Source organism: Vibrio superstes (genome assembly GCF_003569005.1).
GTDB classification, from domain to species: domain Bacteria; phylum Pseudomonadota; class Gammaproteobacteria; order Enterobacterales; family Vibrionaceae; genus Vibrio; species Vibrio superstes.
The window spans coordinates 88928-111744 of sequence record NZ_BCUR01000004.1; the positions used below are offsets into that span (position 1 = coordinate 88928).

Below are 22817 nucleotides of genomic sequence, written 5' to 3' on the forward strand. Positions count from 1 at the left end.
GTGGCAACGGGTGATTTTCTTTACCTAATAACTAAAAAGTGTTAGATTGGTCACGTTTTGTAGGGTTTTAGTTTAAAATTAAAGCGTCCTTACTTTTATTTCTTTGTTTGGGAAGTTGACTTGCAAGCATATACTCGCACATTAATCGCTAGGCTCGATTCGCTGAATGAACAGCGTAAACATCGTGCACTAGACATGATGGATGCTCAAGGTAAGCAAGTTTTTTCACTCATTCCGCTTTTGCTTCATTACAACCATCCTGCTTTGCCTGGGTATATCTCTAATGATGTCCCACAAGGCGTCTTCGATTTTTCTGCTGATCTTGAACAACGCCAATTTCTCGACAGTTGTGCTCGTTCAACAGGGGAAGAGATCTCAGCTCCTACCAATATCGATATTCTAGCTCTGTACACCATGGGAAGTACTTCTTCCATTGGCCAGAGCCTGACCAGCGATCTTGATATTTGGGTATGTATCTCCCCAGAGATGCCAGCAGAAAAGCGAAGTGTACTGGCCAACAAGTGTCTCAGAATTACAGCCTGGGCACAGCAACAGGGTATCGAAGCAAACTTTTTCTTGATGGACGATCAGCGATTTAAGCAGTCCAACAAGAGTGAAGCGATGACAGGGGATAACTGTGGCTCTTCTCAGCATATGCTGCTTTTGGATGAGTTCTATCGTTCAGCTATGCGTATGGCAGGTCAACGCCTGTTGTGGAGCATCGTGCCTCCTGAAATGGAAGAGTGCTACGAGCAGTACGTATTAGAGTTATGCAACAGTGGAGAGATCGACTGCAATGAATGGCTTGATTTTGGGCAGCTTAACAAGATCCCAGCAGAAGAATATTTCGGCTCTAGCCTTTGGCAATTGTTCAAAAGCATAGATTCGCCTTATAAATCAGTGCTGAAAGCCATTCTGCTTGAGGCCTATTCATGGGAATACCCGCAGACTCAGCTTTTAAGTATTGATACCAAACGTAGATTCTTTGCACACGAGCCCGACCTTTACGGTATGGATGCTTACTATGCGATGCTAGAAAAGGTAACTCGATACTTGCAAAGAATCGGTGACCAAGCCCGTCTTGATCTTGTGCGTCGTTGTTTCTATTTGAAAACCCACGAGAAATTATCGCAACAGCCTAAACTAGGCTCGGTCTCTTGGCGTCGTAAGGCGATGCAGCAGCTGACCTTGAGCTGGGGTTGGAACGAGCGAGATATTTTTGAACTTGATACGCGTCGTGACTGGAAGGTTGAGCGTGTTAAGGGTGTGCATCACAATCTGCTTGATGCCTTGATGGAAAGTTACCGTAATCTGATCCAGTTTGCGCGTCGAAACGACATCACCTCGGTAATTAGCCCGCAGGATATCTCTATTCTTGCGCGTAAGCTTTACGCTGCCTTTGAGGTGTTGCCGGGCAAGGTTACCTTGCTTAACCAGCAAATATCTCCTGATCTACATGAGCCAGATTTAAGCTTTATTCAGGTGGAAGAAGGGCGCAGTAATGCTGAAGGATGGTATTTATACAAACAACCTTTAACGCCAGAGCGCATTATTGGTCAATCGCCAATTGAGCATCACACATCGCTAAGTAAGCTAGTTGCATGGTCATTCTTTAATGGATTGATCACTGAATCGACACGTTTGCATTCTGTCGTTCGCAGCGCTGATATCGACATTGATAAGCTATATCAGATGGTGAGTGACCTAAGAAATACCTTCTCACTGCGTAAACGTCGTCCTACTATGGAGGCGCTTGCAAGCCCTTGTGAGATAAGCCAGTTGGCAATGTTCATCAACCTTGAGAATGATCCAACTGAAAAGCTAAGTCCACGCCAAGCTAAAAAAGACTGTCGCAACGTAAACTTATTCTCTTGTGGTACAGATGCAACGAGTATGATTGGCAGTGTTGATTTGGTGTATCGAAATTCATGGCATGAAGTGCGTACTCTGCACTTTCGTGGTGAAACCAGTATTCTTGATGCCCTTAAAACGATTTTAGGTAAGATGCACCAAGATGCTCTGCATCCTGAATCTGTGGATGTGTTTAGCTACAGTAAAAACTTCCGCGGTTTGATGCGTAATACGGTTTACCAACTCCTTGCTGAATGTATTGAGCTAAGGCTCAAGCCTGTTGAGCAAGAGAAGCGCCGCCGCTTTAAGGCTATTGGCGTTGGCAGCAAAATGTATGGTTTGTTCTTTGAGCGCCGTGGTGTTTCTGTGCAGACGCTAGAAAATTCTGTAGAGTTTTATCAAAGCATCTCAACCAATAAGCTTACCGGTTCGCCGTTGGATAAACTGGACAAAGAAAGAGACTTCTCGCTTCCTGACGTTATTGATGGGTTTGCTAGTGAGGGGCTCATTCAGTTCTTCTTCGAAGACACCGAAGATGGTTTCAATATCTACGTGTTGGATGATAACAATGACGCTGAGGCCTATCATAGATACAGCCATGATAAGAACGAAGTGGTGAGTGAAGTGAATAACTTCTACACCAATGGCTTAAATCGCGCCGGTGCGAAGGCAAACTTTAATCTGCCTCAATACTATCAAATTATTCATCAGCACGATCAAGATAGCTTCATCGTGCCGTATCGTAGTGATAGCCAACTCCACTCCACCCCATCTGCTGTGGTGGGCATCTAGTGACTGACAGGCTGGGTTTTATACCCAGTCTATCTCTTCGCCCGCTTGCTTTTCACACTCTGCTTTAACCAACTCCATTAGCTCAAAGCCTGTCTTAGAGCAGATCCAGGCACCCTCTTGCATAGAAAAATGATATCCGCCCGATTTAGAGGCTAACCAGATCTCACGCATGGGCTCTTGCTTATTGATGATGATTTGAGTGCGGTCTTCAAACTCTAATGTCATCACATTGCCTGATGTTTCAAAATCGATATCAGCGCCAGAATCTTCTATCGCTTGCTCAATATTTGTTAGTTGCTCATCAGCCAATTGGTGAAACTCACTGTCCTTCATGCATAGTTCCTATTGCTTTTCTTAATGGTGGTGCGATTATAGAGGCAAGGTCAAATATATCACCAACATCATCATGAAAAAAATTATCTCGCTATTGTGTTTGGGTTCGACACTACTTTTGGCCGGCTGTGGTCAAACAGGCCCTTTGTATATGCCGAACGATGCAGGTCAAGAAACACCTGAGCAGCCCGCGCAGTAGTTATTGAAGAAAGGAAAAAATCTTGGATTATTTTAATTATCAGGAAGATGGTCAGCTTTGGGCTGAAGGGGTTCCCCTAGCCCAGGTTGCACAACAATTTGGTACTCCAACTTATGTATATTCTCGCGCAACCTTAGAGCGTCATTGGAATGCCTTCGATCAGTCCGTTGGTGATTTTCCTCACTTGGTTTGTTATGCAGTTAAAGCCAACTCTAATCTGGGCGTATTGAATGCGTTGGCAAGATTGGGTTCAGGCTTTGATATTGTGTCACTAGGTGAGCTTGAGCGTGTTGTTGCCGCCGGCGGTGATCCATCGAAAGTGGTGTTTTCGGGCGTAGGTAAAACGGCTGAAGAGATCAAGCGAGCGCTTGAGCTTAATATCAAATGCTTCAATGTAGAGTCAGAGCCTGAACTGGAACGAATCAATCAGGTGGCAGGGGAGTGTGGCACACAAGCACCCGTTTCTTTGCGTATTAATCCTGACGTTGATGCTAAGACCCACCCATACATCTCAACGGGTCTACGTGACAACAAGTTTGGTATCGCTTTTGATCAAGCACCGCGTGTGTATCAGTTGGCTCAGCAGATGCCTAATCTGAATGTTGTCGGTATTGATTGCCACATCGGTTCTCAGTTAACCGACCTCGACCCTTTTATCGATGCAGTCGATCGCCTTCTTGGTTTGATTGATAACCTAAAAGCACAGGGCATCAATATTAAGCATCTCGATGTAGGTGGTGGTTTGGGCGTGGTTTATCGTGATGAAATGCCTCCTCAGCCTTCGGACTACGCGAAAGCATTACTGGCTCGTTTACATAACCATCCTAATATCGAATTGATTTTTGAGCCGGGTCGAGCGATCGCTGCTAACGCAGGTGTGCTACTGACTAAGATTGAGTTCCTGAAGCATACTGAACACAAAAACTTCGCTATCATTGATGCAGCAATGAACGATCTTATGCGTCCAGCGCTATATCAAGCGTGGCAAGATATTGTGCCTTTGCTACCAAGAGAAGGTGAGCCTACGACTTATGACCTAGTTGGCCCTGTGTGTGAAACAGGAGACTTCTTAGGTAAAGATCGTAACCTTGTGCTAGAACAAGGCGATCTCTTGGCAGTGCGCTCTGCTGGGGCTTATGGGTTTACTATGTCCTCAAACTATAACTCTCGCCCACGTGTTGCTGAGGTTATGGTGGACGGCGATAAGCTACACCTCATTCGTCAGCGTGAGAGCGTTGAAAGTTTATGGCAACTAGAAAGCACATTACCGGAGTAATTGAACAGAATGCATTTCCATTTCTCTAAAATGCACGGACTAGGCAACGACTTTATGGTCGTTGACTGCATTACTCAAAATATATTCTTTTCGCCAGAGTTGATTCGACGCCTTGCTGATCGCCATACGGGTGTGGGCTTCGATCAATTGTTGGTGGTTGAAGCGCCATATGATCCAGAAACAGACTTTCACTATCGCATTTTTAACTCTGACGGCTCAGAGGTAGAGCAGTGTGGTAATGGAGCGCGCTGTTTTGCACGCTTTGTGGCGATGAAAGGCTTAACCAATAAATACAGCATTCGTGTGAGTACCAAGAAAGGAAAAATGGTCCTTAAGCTTACAGAAGGCGACTTGGTTAGAGTGAACATGGGCGTTCCTGAGCTTGAACCAAGCAAGATCCCATTCAAAGCTAAGCAAAAAGAGAAAACCTACATATTAAGAGTGGGTCAACATACCCTATTTTGTGGCTCTGTCAGTATGGGTAATCCTCATGTGGTCACGGTTGTCGATGATGTCGCAATAGCGAAGGTTGAAGAATTAGGGCCACTGCTTGAGTCGCATGAACGCTTCCCTGAGCGAGTTAACGCTGGGTTTATGCAAATTGTAGATAGAAACAATATCGCTCTTAGAGTCTATGAGCGCGGTGCTGGTGAAACTCAAGCTTGTGGAAGCGGTGCTTGTGCGGCCGTTGCGGTTGGTATTTTGCAAGGCGCATTAGACGAATCTGTGGAGGTTCAACTCACGGGCGGTAAGCTAACGGTCGAATGGGCAGGCCCAGGCGAACCGTTATACATGACGGGCAGCGCTACGCATGTATTTGATGGACAGATTAGCTGTTAATTGTTTGCTGAATAAGGATTAGTTTTGGACTCAACGGTAAAAGCGTTTCTTACCGCAACAGATGTAGAGCAGTTCTTGATAGATAACCCTGACTTCTTTGAAGGAAGGGAATATCTCGTCGATTCATTAAGCATCCCTCACCAACAAGAGGGTGCAGTTTCTCTATTTGAGCTGCAACTGAGGCGTCAGCGTCAGCAGATGCAGACGATTGAGTCTGAGAAAGATGAGTTGTTGGCTTTAGTGGGTCGCAACGATCGAATTTTTCGCCATTTTATAGAATTAGAACGGCGCTCATTAATGGCGAACTCCGGTGAGAAGGTGATCAGCGCTATTGAGCACAAGGCTCGCGAGATGGATCTCAAAGTCGTGGTGGGTGTCGTTGGGCACGTTAGCTCGCAAATGAATATCAGCAAAGAAAACTGGTCTCGTTTTAAGGCTAAAAACATCGCAGATAGAGGCGCTTATCTGGGACGACTTAAGCGTAGTGATCGTGAATTGATTTTCTCTAAAGGAACCCCTGTATCTGAACTGGGCTCCTATGCGGTTATTTCATTTGAGCATCCTTACTTAGAAGGGTTTCTATGCTTTTGTAGTGAAGATGGTGGGCGCTTTCAGCCAAGTCAAGATACTCTATACTTGAGTCATCTAGCTATGGTTATAGCACACCAACTTTATCATCTAGAGTGGCAGAAGGTTCAAACGCTACATGCCCAATCCTACACCTAAAGCCTTTCAGGCTTGGATCGATTCGTTCATTGCTTATCTTCACAATGAGAGAGGAATGAGCGAACACACCCAAAGCAATTATCAACGACAGCTATCCATCATTGCAGAGCAGCTAGTAAGCTTTGGTGTTGAAGAGTGGCAGCATGTCGATATTGCGTGGGTAAGGCAGATTGCCGCCAAGGGCGCTCGAGAGGGATTAAAGCCGAATAGCTTAGCGACAAGGCTCTCTTGTTTGCGCAGCTTTTTGGACTATCTAGTGCTTAAAGGTGAGCTAACTGCTAATCCAGCCAAGGGCGTTAGCACACCAAGAAATCATAAACGACTGCCTAAAAATCTCGATGTTGATGAAACCGGACAGCTGTTGGATATCGATATGGATGATCCACTGGCCATACGAGATAGAGCCATTATGGAGCTGATGTACGGTACCGGAATGCGTCTATCTGAGCTAATTCAGCTTAATATCAGAGATGTGCAAGGCGATCGTGGTGAGATTCGCGTTATTGGTAAGGGCGATAAAGAGCGCATTGTTCCCTTTAGCGGTGAGGCGATGCGTTGGGTTCAACTATGGCTAAAAGAGCGTCCAGCGCTGCTTAAAGCAGAAGATGAAGCCTTGTTTATCTCTAAGAGGGGGACTCGTATTTCGCATAGAAATGTGCAAAAGCGTCTGTCTGAATGGGGTATCAAGCAAGGGGTGTCTAGCCATGTCACCCCCCATAAACTAAGACACTCCTTTGCCACTCACATTTTAGAATCGAGCGGAAACCTGCGTGCGGTGCAGGAGATGCTGGGTCATGAGAGTCTATCCACTACGCAAGTGTATACGCACTTGGATTTTCAACATCTAGCTCAAGCCTATGACAAGGCTCACCCTAGAGCGAAAAAGAAATCGGAGTCTTAATGCGTTTTTTTAGAAGCCTAGATCCTGTGTATGCAATGACCTTCGATCTTGATGACACATTGTATGATAATCATCCGGTAATTAGGCGTCTAGAACGAGACCTGCGCAGTTGGTTGATCGATACTTTTCCTAGCCTAGGACAATTTACTGACGACCATTGGCGAGCCTTAAAGCGACAAGCTCTGCAAAGCAATGAACGTTGCCGCAATGATGTGACCATTGCCAGAGAGACTCAGCTTAGCTATGCCTTCGCTAGTATCGGTATTATTGGTGATAGCCAGACACAAGCGATTCAAGACACCATGCATCAGGTGACGCTATTGCGTAACCGTGTGCAGATCCCTGAAGAAACACACAGCACCCTAAAAGCTATCGCAGCTAAACTTCCTCTGGTTGCTATCACCAATGGCAATGTGGATCTTAAGCGTATTGGCCTACAAGGATATTTTAGTCACATTCTAAAAGCTGGCCCCGATGGTGACGCTAAGCCTAGCGGCGACATGTTTCTGCGAGCCACAGAGTTACTCGATATTCCAGCGCCCTCCATTTTGCATGTAGGCGATCATCTCGTAAGTGATGTTCTCGGTGCTAAGGCTGCAGGGTTTCAGGCTGCTTGGTTCAATGATACCGCCAAAGGTATCGAATCACAGATGAAGACCAAGGTGATGCCTGATGTAGAGATCAATCGAATCGAGCAATTACTTCACTTTATTTAAGCTAAGGGCGTGCCCGCTTCGATCCGCTTGAAAGACTTGAAGATACAGCTGCAAGAAGTGGTTTAATTCATTAGCCTGTTCGTTTAAACCCTCCAACTTCATTAGCTCAGACCCCACCTCACAGGTACATAGGTTTCCATCGCTCTGATTTCTTCTCAAGCTATAGTTTGAATTACTAGAAGGCAGAAGGTGATATTGAGAAAGCGCTTGTAGCCAAGGGCTCTGCCGCCACATTTTCTTTGCTTCTTGCCAGGTCGCATCTAGTACTATGTATAGCCTAGGCTCATTGTCCGCGGTGTTCTGCTCTATGGCCTGGCTTTGATCACTTGGAAATAGCAGTATAGGGTTTGGATGTTGCTCTATCAGTGCCAATAAATTTGCTGGTGGCTCTTTTCTACTCCATTCAAACTGTTGAACCCCAGGCAAGCTCCAAAGCAGTATCTTTCCTGTATTGGTTTCTCTTTTCAGCTCGTTAGGGTGGCACAGCAGAGCCACCTGAATGGAATCATCAAACTGTGGTAATTGCTCGCAGAGGCAGTTGTGGGTAAACCCGCAGTTGGAACAAGGCATCATAGAGCTTTCTTGAGGCTCAACCCACCATTGGTTAATGGGTAAGTCGCACCGTTGATGGTTTCATGCTCTGTCGTGAGGGTATTGCCCTGTAGCTCAAACTCACGCGTCGCAATGATTTTTTGCCCTTGATAGGTAACCGATGTGACTTGTAGCAATCCACTTTCTAGGGTTTGCCAGTAGCCGCTTTCGACCACATCATCACTGCCATCGGTGTAAGAATAGCGAGTCTCTGCCTGATGGTCTGGACGTAATGACAGGGTCAGGTTGGTCGAGCCATCAATGGATTGAGAATATTCTCCGACAGACAGGTCGGTAGATTCGTTTGAGTCGGTGCTACATCCAACGTAGGTTTCATCTTTTGCCGTTAGCTTTGCGCTCCAACCGTAGATGGAATCGCTCATAGTATCGCGACATACCTTATTGTTAATCTCGAGCGTTCCCTGAGTATGATCGTAGCGTGTTCCGGTAGTCTCTTGCTCTAGGTTTACCACTGGCAGAACCAGCGTATCTTTACCTAATTGAGTAAGGGTGATTGCGTTATTTGTGATTTCTGCAGACCAAGAAGGCTCATTGCCGAAGGCACGTGCATCGCGAGTCGGTTGCTCACAACGATTAGGGTTTTCGGCCGTTATGATATTGAATTCAGTGACCACAAACTGGCTACCAAACTCTTCTGCGAAGCCGGTGGTTGCTGGCTCAAAATAACCAAACACCTCTGCATACATCGGTTGGTAGGGCTCAGTTGTCATTGATTCGGCAATATTGCGAACGGGCTCAGGAAGATCGATCCAGTAGGTGGCATTGCTATTACAAGGTTGGATGGTACGAGATTCGTGGCCAACAATAACCTGCCCTCTTAGAAGAACACGGGCAGGTGCTTGTTTGTTTGGGGCGAGCTCAACGGAAGTGAGGGCCTCGTCTGGATTAATTGACGATTGAGGCTCGGTGCTACTGCAACCGAGCAAAACTAGAGAGCTAACAATAGAAAATAGTGCGCATTTTTTCATTATCTAGCCTGCTGTAAGGCGATGAATTTAATGCCTATCTTAGCAGGTGTTCAACCAGATAGTGAGCCACAGCGTCATCTTCATGGCTACCAATAACTTCATTATCCGGTAGTGCAGCTTTCACCTTAGGGTGAGAAGTTTGCATTACTTTGCCCATGCCGGCCATAGACAGCATTTCTGCGTCATTCATACCGTCACCAAAAGCGATACAGTGTGAGAGCTCCTTGCCGAGAGTCTTTGCCACGGCTTGCAATGCATGTCCTTTCGATACGTTGCCTTGCATTACCTCTAAACACCAAGGCGTAGAGAAAGCTATGTTCAACTCATCGCCAAACTTTTGGTTCAGCTTATCTTCAAATGATGCAAGGTGATCGTGACTCTTGTGTGTAAAGAAGATCTTAGCGATGCCGTCTTGTGGTGCGTTGCTGTCATCAAAGACGTCAAAAGAGAATCCAGATAGCTTGCTGAAAGAGAGCAGCTGCTCATCGGTTTGATTGACCCACCACTTCTCATCTTGGTAAATGTGCACGATGATGTCAGGGTCTTGGCGAATGATATTGACAATGTCCTGTACGAGTTCAGGATTAACATCTTGGCTGTACATTAGGTTGTCGTCGATGTCATGAACGCGAGCACCGTTGGAGGTGATCATGTACGCCGGAATTCCTGCGGTTTCACGAATGTAAGCCACATCAACATGATGGCGACCGGTCGCGAAAATAAAGGTATAACCTTGCTCGTGTAATTGCTTTAGCGTCTGCTTAGTAAATTCAGATAGCTGGTGGTCGGGGGCCAAAAGTGTGCCATCCAAATCGGAAGCGACAATGGAAATGTGTTTAAAAGCAGTGTTGTTCAAGGTCATACCCTTTCTCTTATTTTCAGAAGCAGGTTCATATTACGATAATAATAGAGGAAGAAAGAGGGTAAACCTGTGTTTCCTCTTTTCCTTTTTTACTGCTCAAAGAAGCCCAATATGGCGTCGAGAGCTTGGTTTCTTGGCGAATCTTTTTCTACTAGAATCTCGTGCTTTGCGTCAGCAACAGGCACCAAAATAGCATCTTGACGTGCTCGGCTAAGCTGAGCAATAAACTGGTTTTGTGCTTTATTGTCGACAACGGTATCTAACGCTGGCTGAACTAACAGCAATGGGATATTGACCTCTTGTGCATGCTTAACGCATTGCTCGGCTCCAAGAATAGCCTGCCATACCCATTGTGATGTTGGCCCTCCCATTTGGATCTCTTTTACTGAATCGAACAGATCGGCTGACCATTCAAACCTAATTTTGCAGTGACTCAGGGTGTTACCCTCAAAGGGTGTTCTTTGGTAGCTGGTTTGCCCCGGAGCATAATGGGGATGTTTCTTCCAGCGGATTAAGGTTTTGCAAAGAGGCTTAGCAATAGCTCGCAAAGGAGAAGGCATATTGATGCCAAACATTGGGGCGCAAAGGGCAATAGCATGAAAAGGCTGAGAATGATGAGTTTGAATATAGCGCGTTGAGACGGCGCCACCCATCGAATGGGCCAGAATAAAACGGCGACTATAGCGATTAAAATCAAACTGCTTAACGACAACATCTAGGTCATCAATGTAGTCTTGGAAGTCTTCCACATGACCCATATCATGATCATCTAGCAGTCGCTCAGACATACCTTGACCTCGGTGATCAAAGGAATAGATATCAAAGCCTTGCTTGAATAAATCGTAAAACAGTTCTTGATAACGATAAGCGCTTTCTGTGCGACCGTTTACCATCAATATTGCCTTGCTATGAGCAGGAGAGGTAAGGCTTATCCAATACAGTTTTTTATTATCTTTACCCTCGACGTATCCCTGCTGCCGGTTGTTCCAAAAGCTGCTTATCGGATATTTCATCTGATACTCATAGTCGTGTTCTTGAGTACAGATATCAATCGCGTTATTTGACATTGCATTTGTTCCCTGTTCACGTTACAAACAGCATAACATCCTAGAATGACAGTGAATATAGGTACCAATATGGAGTTAAAAATTTGGTTGGCATACGTTGCCACCGCCATCATTTTCAGCCTAGCGCCAGGCTCAGGCACGGTAAACTCTATCGCCAATGGTATTAACTTTGGTATGCGAAAGTCGTTGTCAGCGATTATTGGCCTTCAATTAGGGTTGGCGTTTCATATTATCTTGGTCGGTGCAGGTATTGGTGCGCTGGTGGCTAAGTCGGCGGTTGCGTTCAGCGTGATTAAGTGGGTTGGGGTTGCCTATCTTATCTGGCTTGGTATTCAGAAGTGGCGTGATAGTAAGGGCTTTAAGGTCGTAGAAAGTCACGAGCAGGTCTCAAGTACGACCTTGCTGAAGCAGGCGATCTTTATCAATCTCACTAACCCAAAATCGATAGTGTTCTTGGTGGCGCTGTTTCCTCAGTTCATCAACCCTAGCATGCCTCAGATGCCACAGTTGTTGATTCTAGGCGCGACTACGATTGTGATTGATGGTGTGGTCATGCTTGGTTATACCGGATTGGCGGCACAGATGGGGCGCTTTATTCGCTCTGATAAAATCATTGGTAAGTTGAATAAGGTGTTTGGTTCTATGTTTGTCGGCTGTGGGATGCTACTTGCGGCAGCGAAAAGCTAACTCAATAGCTGCGCTATTTTTAAACACTGACTGAGTGGATTGGTATCGCTAAGAGAAGCGGTATTTAATTGTGAAGATTTGATGACATCGGTAAGTTTTACTTGCAGGTGTCTTTTTTTTGACTAACATATACGGATATTCATATATGGTTATTTGGTTGTGCTTATGTTGCCTCATCAATTCTTTAAACTGCTCTCAGACGAAACACGATTGCGAAGCCTGCTGCTGATTGCGCGCGAAGGGGCGCTATGTGTCTGTGAACTAACGCAGGCGTTACAAGAAAGCCAACCTAAGATCTCTCGTCACTTAGCTCAGATGCGCCAGTCTGGCATTTTGGTTGATGAACGACGCGGTCAGTGGGTTTACTACCATGTATCAACAGAACTTCCCGGATGGGCTCAAAAAATAGTGGATGGCTTAAGAGACTCCAACTGTTTGAAAGAGCAATACCAGCAAGACATACAAAGATTAGTACACATAGGCGATATGTCCTGTGCGTAAGCGTAAATTTCAATAACCTCACTCTGCATGAGAAGAAAGGAAAAAAAGATGACTATTAAGATCGGTATCAATGGTTTTGGTCGTATTGGCCGTTTGGCTTTAAGAGCTTCATTCGACTGGCCTGAGGTTGAGTTTGTTCAGATCAATGATGTAGCGGGTGATACAAAGACACTTGCTCATCTACTGGAGTTTGATTCAGTGCAAGGTCGCTGGCACCACGAAGTGTCTGTAGATGGCAGCAATATGATTATCGATGGTCAATCGGTGAAGACGACACAAGAGCGCGATATAGACGCAATTGACTGGTCTGGCTGTGATGTTGTGATTGAAGCGACGGGTGTGCATCGCAAGACTTCATTCCTAAATAAATACCTAGACCAAGGTGTTAAACGAGTCGTCGTTTCGGCACCAGTTAAAGAAGAAGGCATTGCTAACATCGTTGTCGGCGTGAACGATGAAATCTTTGACCCAGCTATCCACAAGATCGTGACTGCAGCATCATGTACTACTAACTGTATTGCTCCTGTCGTTAAGGTAATTCATGAGAAGTTGGGCATTGAGCAGGCGGCATTTACCACTATTCACGATCTAACAAATACTCAAACCATCCTTGATGCTCCGCACAAAGACCTACGTCGTGCTCGTGCATGTGGTATGAGCCTTATTCCAACAACCACGGGTTCAGCAACGGCAATCGTTGAAATCTTCCCTGAGTTGAAAGACAAGATCAATGGCCACGCAGTGCGTGTTCCACTAGCGAACGCTTCGCTAACGGACATCATTTTTGACGTTAAGCGCGATACCACAGTAGAAGAAGTTAACGCTCTACTGAAAGAAGCATCAGAGAATGAACTCAAAGGCATTCTTGGTTTTGAAGATCGCCCACTGGTTTCTATCGATTACAAGGGTGACCAACGCTCTACTATCGTTGATGGTCTGTCTACTATGCTCGTCGGCTCTCGTATGCTGAAGATCTATGCTTGGTACGACAATGAAATGGGCTACGCAACACGTACCGCTGAGCTTGTACGCACTGTTGGTCTAGCAGACAAATAAATTATTCGTTTAAAGGGCATGCATCAGCATGCCTTCGTTTTGAGGAAAAATTAATGACGCATCCTACTTGGGAACTTTCTATTGATCACGGCGCAGCTTTAGTACTAACGCCTTGTCCAGGCACCAAAGAGCTAGGTCTTGATGAATCTCTAGCTCAACTCAAAGAGCAAGGTGTTGTGGCAATTGTTACTGCAATCAACAGTGAAGAGATGGCGGGCAAAAACGTCGGTGAGCTAGGCGAAAAAGCAAAAGCTTTAGGTCTAAAGTGGTTCCACCTTCCTATTGAAGATGACTGCGCTCCAGAAGCTGATTTTGCACAGCAGTGGAAAGCGGTAAGCCCAGAGCTTCACGAGATTGTTAAGCAAGGCGGAAAAATCGCAATGCATTGCATGGGTGGCTCAGGTCGCACCGGTTTATTGGCTGCGAACCTTCTACTTGAATTGGATTGGCCGTTGCCGAAGATTGTGACTGAGGTTAAGGCTCTTCGCCCTGGTGCATTCAGCAAGCCTGTGCAAATCAACTATGTTGAAGCACTTGCACAAAATCGCTAATTAACAAGACAGATACTAGCGTGTCTTTGCTAGAGGCACGCTGATACCCAATGAGATTCTCTCGGACCACTCCTATGTTATCGACTCTAGATAAAAGCGTTCGCCAGTACATGCTGGTGACATTTAACTACTGGAACTTTACCCTGACAGATGGCGCCCTGCGTATGTTGGTGGTGTTGTATTTCTATGACCTTGGATACAGCAGTTTAGCTATTGCGTCTCTCTTTTTGTTCTATGAGTTCTTTGGAGTGGTGACCAACCTTGTTGGTGGTTGGTTAGGGGCAAGGCTTGGCCTGAATCGCACCATGAATGTGGGATTGGCGATGCAGATTTTTGCCTTGGCTATGCTAGCGGTGCCTCAAGTATGGCTGACCATTCCGTGGGTGATGGCCGCTCAGGCTCTCTCTGGTATCGCCAAAGATCTCAATAAGATGAGTGCTAAGAGCGCAATCAAGACCCTTGTTCCCGATGAAAGACAAGGCGCGCTATACAAGTGGGTCGCGATTCTGACGGGATCAAAGAATGCCCTCAAGGGTGCCGGCTTCTTCTTGGGTGGTGTGTTGCTATCAACACTGGGCTTCCAAGGCTCTGTGCTGGCTATGGCTGCGGTTCTATTCTTTGTTTTGGTGGGCAGTCTTGTTTGGCTAGAAAGCGATATGGGCAAAGCCAAAAGCAAGCCTAAATTCAAGCACTTGTTCTCAAAATCTGAAAGCATCAATGTGCTTTCAGCTGCGCGTATGTTCTTGTTTGGCGCTAGAGATGTATGGTTTGTGGTCGCACTACCTATCTATCTTGGCAGTGTCTTTGGCTGGAATCACTCTATGGTTGGTGGATTCCTTGCACTTTGGGTTATAGCTTATGGCTTTGTGCAGGGGTTTGCTCCTCGTATTACCGGTAAGGCGCAAGGAAAAGTGCCAGACGGAAAGGCGGCGCTTCTATGGGCGATATTGTTAACCGTAGTGACAGGTGCAATCGCTTATGGGGTACAGATAGGTTGGCAGCCAGAGTTGGTTATCGTGGTTGGCCTTCTTATCTTCGGTGCTATCTTTGCGGTTAACTCTTCTCTTCACTCTTATCTTATCGTCAGCTATGCCAAGGGTGATGGGGTGTCGATGGATGTAGGCTTTTATTATATGGCCAATGCTATGGGGCGTCTGATAGGTACAGTTCTATCTGGATGGGTCTTCCAAATGGCTGGCTTAGCTGCCTGTCTCTGGGTCTCATTTGCCTTCTTGTTACTGGCGAGCATTATCTCGATTAAGCTACCTCGACACGCATAATTGCTTTAAAAAACAACAAAAAAGCTGGCAGGGTTTCCTTGGCCAGCTTTTTTATTGCTATGATGGCAGTAGCATAAATAAAGGAATAGGTTCTAATGAGACAAAGGGTACTGTTTTTCGATCTCGCTCGATGCGTGGCGGCTATTGCCGTGATCGCGATACACGTGTTGGCTCCATATCGACATCAGTACGGCGTGATTTCATTTGATGAGTGGTTTACTGCAATCAGCATAAACAGTATCAGTCGTTGGGCCGTTCCCGTCTTTATTCTCATCTCTGGCGCTTTGATGTTGAGCGATCGTAGGCCTTTTGATTTCCAGTATTATGTGAAGCGGCGCCTCGGTAAGGTACTGGTTCCCTTCATTATTTGGTCTATTTTCTACGCCTATCTTTCTGGGTGGAGCGCCAGTGGTTTTGATGCCAATAACGCGCAGAAGGTATTGCTTGAGGGATTAGACCATGCGACTTATTACCATTTAGGCTTCTTTTACTACTTCATCCCTCTTTATTTTGTGATTCCTTTCTTACAGATATTTGTTCGTCGCTACGATGACAAGGCTTTGTATGCTCTGACGGGACTGTGGTTATTTACCACGGCGCTATTCCTATTCCGTATCGATGGAGTATGGAGTAGCCAAATGTGGCTCTATTCTGGTTTGTTGCCATTAGGCTATATCCTGTACCAAAAAATCCCATTGACCAAGACCAATGTGAGTCTCTTTGTACTGCTTGGTGTGGCGGCATTTGCTGCAACTATCTATCAGGTGGTGCACCTAAGTATGGAGGCAGATAAGTATGCCTTTGGTCGCTGGTTATCTTATAAAACACTGAATACCGTGTTAGCTGCCAGCATGGTGTTTATGGTATGTCGTTATTTTGGCGAGGGGCTTTCAGCAGGAGCAAACAAAGTCGTCGGCTTTATCAGTACGCACAGTCTGGGCATCTACATTTTGCACCCTATCTTCCTTTGGCCAATGAAAGAGTTTGGCTGGTACCAAGGGCATCCAGGATGGGTAATACCGCTTTGGATTGTGATAAGTGGCGGGGCGTCGCTATTTGCGAGTTGGTTGGTCTCTCGTTCAAGCAAAACAGCTTGGTTATTGCCTTAAGATAAAGATGAGCTTAACTCGATGTTTACTGTGTTGAGCTCGAATTGATGTTATCTCTTGATCGAAAAATGCATGAACTTATCACCCTGGTAGGTTAATTCGCCTTGGTGACCAGGCAGTAGTGCGTGGTAATAGTGGATGCCAACTTGAAACTCACGCTTTGGACCAAAGCGTCCTTTTTGAACGTAGATCCAATATTCCTTATCTTCTTCACCAGGCTGCGCATCTGGTAAATCTACAGCTTGCTTATCAATGATGGTGACCTTGGCTTTTTGTTCGATAGCACCAATCCCTTGCACATGTTTACTGAACACATATTTGAATGCGACAGCGGCAGTGGCAACAAGAATTGCAACCAGAAAGAGCAGAGATGTTGGCATAGGGTCATCCTTGAGATCTATTGGTGGAAAAGTGTAGCCTTCAGTGACTTTATACATGCACAATTAATGATATTGCGTGATCTAGATGCAAGAGATGTCGCAAAAATGGCGCTTGGATCACATAACATTGCTGAACCGGAATGGGCCATAAAGGTCTGATTTATAGGGAGACGAGTGGTTTAATCCTGCTAAACTTGATTTAGGTTCAATAATTAACCGACTTGCTCGATTTTAATGACAAAATAGTAAAAAATGGCTAAGAGAAGATTCATGGACGGAGTCTTCTACATAAGCAGACGTTTGGACGGGAGTATGGATATGTCCGATATTGATCAAGTGGTAACACGCACAAGGCGTATAGAAGGGCTTTTACGGACGCGCTTTCACGCGAGCGGCCGAGGCCTACATCAACTCATCACAGACAGTGAAGAGCGCTTGCCTCATGATGTTATTGCGAAACTGCGCTATGTCGCCACTATCCGCAATAAGATGCTTCATGAAGACGGCTTTAAATTAGAAGATCGTAAACAATTTCTTCAGGCATGTAATGAATGTGAGAAAGAGCTGACTCCACGTAGTGGGCGCTTTATTTGGGGCGTTGCTATTGCATTGATGACCCTTATTACATTAGCAGCTGCTTTATTCTATTACGCGAACTGGGCGGAATTTAGCGTACATCTATAAATGACAGGATGTACTTTGACTTGTAACAATGTCTTTCTTTTCTCACTCGGTAAAGTCTGATTTTAAAATTTAGGAGTTCAGTATGTCCGTACATGCACATAAAATATTAAATCAGCTTCGAGAACAACCAATGTCGAAAGCAGAATTGCGCCAGTGGGTTGCATCTGAATTTGGTGAGCAGACTCAATTTCGTACTTGCAGCAAAGAAGGCTTCGATTTTGATTCTATTTTAGATTTTTTTGTATCTAGAGAGAAAATTCTTCTAGATAACGATAAATTCAGAGTGAACGAGCCGAATATCTGCTCTCATAACTGATTTAAGTGAAGTATTTTACGACTTTTTTAAGGCTCCTGTGACGGAGCCTTTTTTGTTCATAATTCTGTAACATCTAAAGTGGCGTCAACTTTACTATCGTGCTGCTTATGTGCGCTCAATTGGTGTTTAATGTGCTTTTTGTGTGATTTTAGTGGTGTTTATGGTTGTGTGACGGTGCTTTGTTGCGCTTTTATGCTTAATCGTTTTTTGACTTATCTAAGCATAAAAATGCGTGCATTTCATTGTTAAACCCCTCTTTTGTATGGCCTTATATTTACAATCCCTTTGCTGATAAGGTGTAAGCGTTGCTTTTATCAATCCCCCCTGTCTCTGCGTGACTTTTTATTCACTAAGATCGGTTGCTCATGCATCGGTTCATCTTTTATTCAGCTATAAAGCCAACTTTTATCCTTTAAATGTTGCTTTTGTGTGTCTTTTTTGCCAAATTGTGCATCGAACACAATATTTATCGTTGTGTTTTGGACGAAGACGCCGATAAAAGGCGCAGACTGGATATCAAATCAGTCACGTTCATTTCGAATGGATTCAATTTGCAGACAAGGCAGAAAACTGTCCAGCAGTAGAGGTCTGGTAATGTCGTTATTAGAAGTAAAAAATCTTCGCATTGAGTACCCGTCAAGACACGGTGTTCACGCAGCAGTAAAATCTCTTTCTTTCAATATTGAGCGTGGCGAAATCGTCGGCGTTGTTGGTGAGTCTGGCGCGGGTAAATCCACAGTCGGTAATGCCGTTATTGATCTTTTAAGCCCTCCAGGTGTGATTGCTGGTGGCGAAGTTTTCCTTGATGGAGAAAAAGTCTCTGGTTTATCTCCAGAGCAAATGCGTCAGGTGCGCGGTTCAAAGATTGGGTTTATCTTTCAGGACCCAATGACGTCATTGAACCCCTTGTTTACCGTTGAGCAGCAGCTTAAAGAAACCATTCATGCCAATATGAAGGTTTCTGATGAAGAGGCATATAAACGCTCTTTGGACCTGATGAACAAAGTGGGTATTCCACAGCCTGAAAACCGTTTGAAACAGTATCCGCATCAGTTCTCTGGTGGTATGCGCCAGCGTGTTGTTATTGCAATAGCGCTTGCGGGTGAGCCGGATCTTATCATTGCGGATGAGCCAACCACGGCGTTGGACGTATCAATTCAAGACCAAATCCTAACCCTGATTCGTGACCTATGTATTCAGCAAAATGTGGGCTGTATGCTAGTAACTCACGATATGGGGGTTGTATCAAACGTCACTGATCGCGTAGCAGTAATGTATCGCGGTGACCTGGTTGAATTCGGACCAACAAGCAAAGTATTGGGCGCGCCTGACCATCCATATACGCGCAGTCTAATCTCTGCTGTACCTCGTTCTGATGTGAAGCTAGATCGATTCCCATTGGTTAGTTACATCGAAGAAGCTGCAGAGCATCAGCCTTTGGATGTGAAGAATCACTGGTTGGGCCAAAGTCAAGACGAGCGTGAATACACAGGTCCATTGCTGAATGTCGAGAACGTAGACCTACGCTTCATTACCAAAGACTCTTTATTTGAAAGCCGCAGAGAATACGTGCAGGCATCAAATAATGTCAGCTTTGAAGTATTTGAAGGGGAAACCTTTGGTTTGGTCGGTGAGTCTGGTTCAGGTAAATCCACCATAGCGCGTGTTATTGCCGGTCTATATGCACCAGATGCAGGTAAGGTTACCTTTGAAGGTATCGACCTTACTGGCCTGAAGAGCGAAAAAGAGCGCCGCCCAATGCGTCGTCAGATGCAGATGGTGTTCCAAAACCCTTATACATCAATGAATCCGCGTATGAAGATCTTTGACATCATCGCAGAGCCTATTCGCTTCCATAAACTGACAGCAAACGAGAATGAAACTCGTCAGATCGTTCACGATCTGCTGGACCATGTAGGTCTAGGTCGCATGGCGGCAGTGAAATACCCACACGAATTCTCAGGTGGTCAGCGTCAGCGTATTTCAATTGCGCGCGCTTTGGCGACACGCCCTCGTTTATTAATTTGTGATGAGCCAACATCAGCACTGGACGTTTCAGTGCAGGCTCAGATTCTGAACCTTCTGAAAGACCTTCAGGATGAGTTGAATCTCACCATGCTATTTATCAGTCACGATTTGCCGGTTATTCGTCAGATGTGTGACCGTATTGGCGTGATGCAAAAAGGTACTCTGTTAGAGGTTGCACCGACTGAACAGCTGTTCAAGTCTCCTCAACACGAGTACAGCCAACATTTAATTTCATTGATGCCAGAGTTCAAGGGCTTGCGCGAAGGCATTGCTGAAGAGAAAGAATTAGCTTAGGAAACTAAGCAATAAGCTCACTGAGCAAAATACACTGCAAACACAATAGGGATTCCATCCCGCATGAAGGAGATATGCAATGAAAACCATTAAGACCAAATTGGCTGTAGCACTTGCAGCCGCTGGCCTTGCTTTTGGCGCTGCCGCTGCCGACATCAAAGTTGCTTACGATGCTGACCCAGTATCTCTAGATCCACAAGAGCAACTATCTGGTGGTACGCTTCAACTTTCTCACATGATATTTGACCCATTGGTACGTTATAAGCAGGATCTGTCGTTTGAACCTCGCTTGGCAACGAAGTGGGAGCGCGTAAATGATACAACAATGCGTTTTACTCTGCGTGAAGGCGTTAAATTCCACTCAGGCAACACACTGACTGCTGATGATGTAGTGTGGACTTTCGACCGCTTGAAAAACTCTCCAGATTTTAAAGCAATCTTCGCACCGTTTGAGAAGGTTGTTAAAGTTGATGAAAACACGTTTGACCTTGTATCCAAAGGCGCTTTCCCGCTAGTTCTACAAACAGCGACCTACATTTTCCCAATGGATAGCAAGTTCTACTCAGGTAAAACTGAAGACGGTAAAGACAAGTCTGAGATCGTGAAGCACGGTAACTCTTTTGCTTCTACTAATGTTTCAGGTACAGGTCCATTCATCGTTACAGCTCGTGAGCAAGGCGTGAAGGTAGACTTCAAACGCTTTGACGGCTACTGGGATACAGAGTCAAAAGGTAACGTTGAAAATCTAACGCTAGTGCCAATCAAAGAAGACGCAACTCGTGTTGCTGCTCTGCTTTCTGGCGGCGTAGACATGATTGCTCCAGTTTCTCCAAACGACCATCAGCGCGTTGAATCAGCAAAAGATATTGACCTAGTGACTCTACCAGGTACACGCCTAATTTCGTTCCAAATGAACCAAGAGAGTAACCCTGCGCTTAAAGACGTTCGTGTTCGTCAAGCTATCGTATACGCAATCAACAATGATGGTATTGCGAAGAAGATCATGAAAGGCTTTGCAACGACAGCTGGCCAGCAAGGTCCTGAAGGTTACGCGGGTTATGACGCAGACCTTAAGCCTCGCTACGATCTGAAGAAAGCGAAAGAGCTAATGAAAGAAGCGGGCTACGAAGATGGCTTCTCTCTCACTATGATCGCACCAAACAACCGTTACGTGAACGATGCGAAAATCGCTCAAGCAGCAGCTGCAATGCTAGCTAAAATCGACATTCGTGTTGATCTGAAGACTATGCCTAAAGCGCAATACTGGCCTGAGTTTGATAAGTGTGCAGCAGATATGCTAATGATTGGCTGGCACGCAGATACTGAAGATTCAGCGAACTTCTCTGAATTCCTAACTATGACTCGTAACGAAGAGACAGGTAAAGGTCAGTACAACTGCGGTCACTACTCGAACCCTGAAATGGACAAGCTAGTTGAAGCGGCTAACGTAGAAACTGACCCAGCGAAGCGTGCACAAATGCTACAACAAGTAGAGAAGACTCTTTACGATGACGCTGCATATGTTCCTCTACACTGGCAGAACCTAGCGTGGGGCGCAAAGTCTAACGTTGAGATTAAACCAATCGTAAACGCAATGAACTTCCCTTACTTTGGCGATCTAGTTGTTAAGTAACAAGTAGCAATACGAATAAAGGCACCCATTAGAAATAATCGGTGTGCCTCTGTTGCCTACGAGCAACGCTTTTAAAAGCGCAGTAATGCGGTTTTCGGTGCCTGGCCTTGTTTCAGTCGGGTCAGGTACCATTTTTAAGGCTGAAAAATTGATAGATTGGAAAAAAGGGGCAAAGGAATGTTTTCGTTTCTAGTCAAGCGCCTATATCAGGCACTGGTAGTGATGTTTGTGATCAGTTTGGTGGCGTTTGCTATCCAAGATAATCTTGGTGATCCCTTACGTGAATTAGTTGGTCAGTCGGTATCTGAATCGGAGCGTCAAGCACTGCGTGATGACCTTGGTCTGAACGACCCGTTTGTCACTAAATATACCCGTTTTATCACTGCAGCAGTGCAGGGTGATTTAGGTACTTCATATTTCTTTAAGCGTCCAGCTGTGGACGTTATCTTGGACAAGCTGGTTGCGACTCTAGAGCTCGTATTCGGTGCCACACTCATTATTGTTGTGCTGTCGATTCCGCTTGGCGTTTATTCCGCTATAAATCCTAAAAGTTTCTTTACCAAGGTCGTCATGGCGATGAGCTCGGTGGGTATTTCTATACCCGTATTCCTAACAGCAATCATGCTGATGTACATCTTCTCCATAACCTTAGGGTGGTTGCCTTCCTACGGTCGAGGCGAAACAGCGAACGTACTTGGGTGGCAGTCTGGCTTCTTCACTGTAGATGGCATTAAACACTTAATATTGCCGTGTGTTTCACTGGCTTCTATTATGCTTCCACTATTCATTCGTCTAGTGCGCTCTGAAATGCTTGAAGTGCTTAGCTCGGAATACATCAAATTTGGTAAGGCAAAAGGCCTACCATTGAAGAAAATTCATTATCAACATGCGCTTAAAAATACCCTTTTACCGGTATTAACGGTAGGTGGCGTACAGATTGGTACTATGGTGGCATACACCATTCTTACCGAGACTGTATTCCAATGGCCAGGCACAGGGTTCTTGTTCCTTGAGGCGATCAACCGTGTAGATACACCGTTAATCACAGCTTACGTAATCTTCGTAGGTCTGATTTTCGTGGTAACCAACACCATCGTTGACTTGCTATACGGCCTAATCAACCCAACCGTGAACATTACTGGTAAAGGAGCATAA

At 45.4% G+C, this 22817-nt stretch carries 24 protein-coding genes; 18 read left to right on the plus strand and 6 right to left on the minus strand.

Annotation, left to right across the window (positions count from 1 at the left end):
- Positions 1 to 120: 120 nt before the first annotated feature.
- A complete protein-coding gene (locus tag D5I41_RS08365; protein ID WP_119009419.1) occupies positions 121 to 2643 on the plus strand; it encodes a class I adenylate cyclase in 2523 nt (840 codons plus the stop codon).
- 18 nt (positions 2644 to 2661) lie between these two features.
- Here the strand turns inward: D5I41_RS08365 and cyaY are convergent, their stop codons facing one another.
- The gene (gene cyaY / locus D5I41_RS08370) at positions 2662 to 2976 is read right to left on the minus strand and encodes an iron donor protein CyaY (RefSeq protein ID WP_119009420.1); all 315 of its coding nucleotides are present in this window, start codon (positions 2974 to 2976) and stop codon (positions 2662 to 2664) included.
- A gap of 73 nt (positions 2977 to 3049) precedes the next feature.
- Between cyaY and lptM the strand changes: the two genes are divergently transcribed.
- The 6 genes from lptM to D5I41_RS08400 are packed head-to-tail and all read left to right on the plus strand — an operon-like array spanning position 3050 to position 7634.
- Positions 3050 to 3175, plus strand: a complete 126-nt coding sequence (lptM, locus tag D5I41_RS08375) for an LPS translocon maturation chaperone LptM (RefSeq protein WP_017033040.1) — start codon at positions 3050 to 3052, stop codon at positions 3173 to 3175.
- Between the two features lie 22 nt (positions 3176 to 3197).
- The gene (gene lysA / locus D5I41_RS08380) at positions 3198 to 4451 is read left to right on the plus strand and encodes a diaminopimelate decarboxylase (protein ID WP_119009421.1); all 1254 of its coding nucleotides are present in this window, start codon (positions 3198 to 3200) and stop codon (positions 4449 to 4451) included.
- A gap of 9 nt (positions 4452 to 4460) precedes the next feature.
- The gene (gene dapF, locus D5I41_RS08385; RefSeq protein ID WP_119009422.1) at positions 4461 to 5291 is read left to right on the plus strand and encodes a diaminopimelate epimerase; all 831 of its coding nucleotides are present in this window, start codon (positions 4461 to 4463) and stop codon (positions 5289 to 5291) included.
- A 24-nt stretch (positions 5292 to 5315) separates the two neighbouring features.
- Positions 5316 to 6017 (plus strand): DUF484 family protein, encoded by a 702-nt coding sequence (locus D5I41_RS08390; protein ID WP_119009423.1) that lies wholly within the window; start codon positions 5316 to 5318, stop codon positions 6015 to 6017.
- Positions 5998 to 6918 (plus strand): tyrosine recombinase XerC, encoded by a 921-nt coding sequence (gene xerC, locus D5I41_RS08395; RefSeq protein ID WP_162892817.1) that lies wholly within the window; start codon positions 5998 to 6000, stop codon positions 6916 to 6918. The genes D5I41_RS08390 and xerC overlap by 20 nt, the downstream gene beginning before the upstream one ends.
- Positions 6918 to 7634, plus strand: coding sequence for an HAD-IA family hydrolase (locus tag D5I41_RS08400; RefSeq protein ID WP_119009424.1), 717 nt, complete (start codon positions 6918 to 6920; stop codon positions 7632 to 7634). The genes xerC and D5I41_RS08400 overlap by 1 nt, the downstream gene beginning before the upstream one ends.
- Here the strand turns inward: D5I41_RS08400 and D5I41_RS08405 are convergent.
- From D5I41_RS08405 to D5I41_RS08420, 4 genes are all read right to left on the minus strand, one after another.
- Entirely contained in the window at positions 7617 to 8207 is a 591-nt protein-coding gene (locus tag D5I41_RS08405; protein WP_119009425.1) for a tRNA-uridine aminocarboxypropyltransferase, read from the minus strand. The two genes, D5I41_RS08400 and D5I41_RS08405, sit on opposite strands and share 18 nt — an antisense overlap.
- Positions 8204 to 9214: a COG3650 family protein gene (locus tag D5I41_RS08410; RefSeq protein WP_119009426.1), complete on the minus strand. Its 1011-nt coding sequence runs from the start codon at positions 9212 to 9214 to the stop codon at positions 8204 to 8206. The genes D5I41_RS08405 and D5I41_RS08410 overlap by 4 nt, the downstream gene beginning before the upstream one ends.
- A gap of 34 nt (positions 9215 to 9248) precedes the next feature.
- Positions 9249 to 10076, minus strand: coding sequence for a Cof-type HAD-IIB family hydrolase (locus D5I41_RS08415; RefSeq protein ID WP_119009427.1), 828 nt, complete (start codon positions 10074 to 10076; stop codon positions 9249 to 9251).
- Positions 10077 to 10165: 89 nt separating this feature from the next.
- Positions 10166 to 11143: an alpha/beta fold hydrolase gene (locus tag D5I41_RS08420; protein WP_119009428.1), complete on the minus strand. Its 978-nt coding sequence runs from the start codon at positions 11141 to 11143 to the stop codon at positions 10166 to 10168.
- A 69-nt stretch (positions 11144 to 11212) separates the two neighbouring features.
- Between D5I41_RS08420 and rhtB the strand changes: the two genes are divergently transcribed.
- The 6 genes from rhtB (at position 11213) to D5I41_RS08450 (ending at position 16327) form a co-directional block, all read left to right on the plus strand.
- Positions 11213 to 11830 carry a homoserine/homoserine lactone efflux protein gene (gene rhtB / locus D5I41_RS08425; RefSeq protein ID WP_119009429.1) on the plus strand — a complete coding sequence of 206 codons (618 nt, stop codon included), beginning with the start codon at positions 11213 to 11215 and terminating at the stop codon, positions 11828 to 11830.
- Between the two features lie 165 nt (positions 11831 to 11995).
- Positions 11996 to 12331: a metalloregulator ArsR/SmtB family transcription factor gene (locus tag D5I41_RS08430; protein ID WP_017029298.1), complete on the plus strand. Its 336-nt coding sequence runs from the start codon at positions 11996 to 11998 to the stop codon at positions 12329 to 12331.
- A gap of 48 nt (positions 12332 to 12379) precedes the next feature.
- Positions 12380 to 13387: an ArsJ-associated glyceraldehyde-3-phosphate dehydrogenase gene (locus D5I41_RS08435; protein ID WP_119009430.1), complete on the plus strand. Its 1008-nt coding sequence runs from the start codon at positions 12380 to 12382 to the stop codon at positions 13385 to 13387.
- A 53-nt stretch (positions 13388 to 13440) separates the two neighbouring features.
- Complete coding sequence (locus tag D5I41_RS08440) at positions 13441 to 13938, plus strand: phosphatase domain-containing putative toxin (protein ID WP_119009431.1); 498 nt, start codon at positions 13441 to 13443, stop codon at positions 13936 to 13938.
- A 74-nt stretch (positions 13939 to 14012) separates the two neighbouring features.
- Entirely contained in the window at positions 14013 to 15218 is a 1206-nt protein-coding gene (gene arsJ / locus D5I41_RS08445; protein WP_102380629.1) for an organoarsenical effux MFS transporter ArsJ, read from the plus strand.
- A 95-nt stretch (positions 15219 to 15313) separates the two neighbouring features.
- Positions 15314 to 16327 (plus strand): acyltransferase, encoded by a 1014-nt coding sequence (locus D5I41_RS08450; RefSeq protein ID WP_119009432.1) that lies wholly within the window; start codon positions 15314 to 15316, stop codon positions 16325 to 16327.
- A 50-nt stretch (positions 16328 to 16377) separates the two neighbouring features.
- On the opposite strand, the gene D5I41_RS08455 is transcribed toward D5I41_RS08450, so the two are convergent.
- Positions 16378 to 16707: a DUF2500 domain-containing protein gene (locus D5I41_RS08455; RefSeq protein ID WP_119009433.1), complete on the minus strand. Its 330-nt coding sequence runs from the start codon at positions 16705 to 16707 to the stop codon at positions 16378 to 16380.
- A gap of 318 nt (positions 16708 to 17025) precedes the next feature.
- Here D5I41_RS08455 and D5I41_RS08460 point away from each other — a divergent pair, with 318 nt between their 5' ends.
- The 5 genes from D5I41_RS08460 to D5I41_RS08480 all read left to right on the plus strand — a co-directional run bounded on the left by D5I41_RS08460 (position 17026) and on the right by D5I41_RS08480 (position 22817).
- The gene (locus tag D5I41_RS08460; RefSeq protein WP_162892818.1) at positions 17026 to 17391 is read left to right on the plus strand and encodes a DUF4145 domain-containing protein; all 366 of its coding nucleotides are present in this window, start codon (positions 17026 to 17028) and stop codon (positions 17389 to 17391) included.
- Between the two features lie 82 nt (positions 17392 to 17473).
- Positions 17474 to 17707, plus strand: coding sequence for a YecH family metal-binding protein (locus D5I41_RS08465; protein WP_017029305.1), 234 nt, complete (start codon positions 17474 to 17476; stop codon positions 17705 to 17707).
- A 594-nt stretch (positions 17708 to 18301) separates the two neighbouring features.
- Positions 18302 to 20029, plus strand: coding sequence for a dipeptide ABC transporter ATP-binding protein (locus D5I41_RS08470; RefSeq protein WP_119009435.1), 1728 nt, complete (start codon positions 18302 to 18304; stop codon positions 20027 to 20029).
- 79 nt (positions 20030 to 20108) lie between these two features.
- The gene (locus D5I41_RS08475; protein WP_119009436.1) at positions 20109 to 21662 is read left to right on the plus strand and encodes an ABC transporter substrate-binding protein; all 1554 of its coding nucleotides are present in this window, start codon (positions 20109 to 20111) and stop codon (positions 21660 to 21662) included.
- A gap of 177 nt (positions 21663 to 21839) precedes the next feature.
- Positions 21840 to 22817, plus strand: coding sequence for an ABC transporter permease (locus D5I41_RS08480; protein WP_102499022.1), 978 nt, complete (start codon positions 21840 to 21842; stop codon positions 22815 to 22817).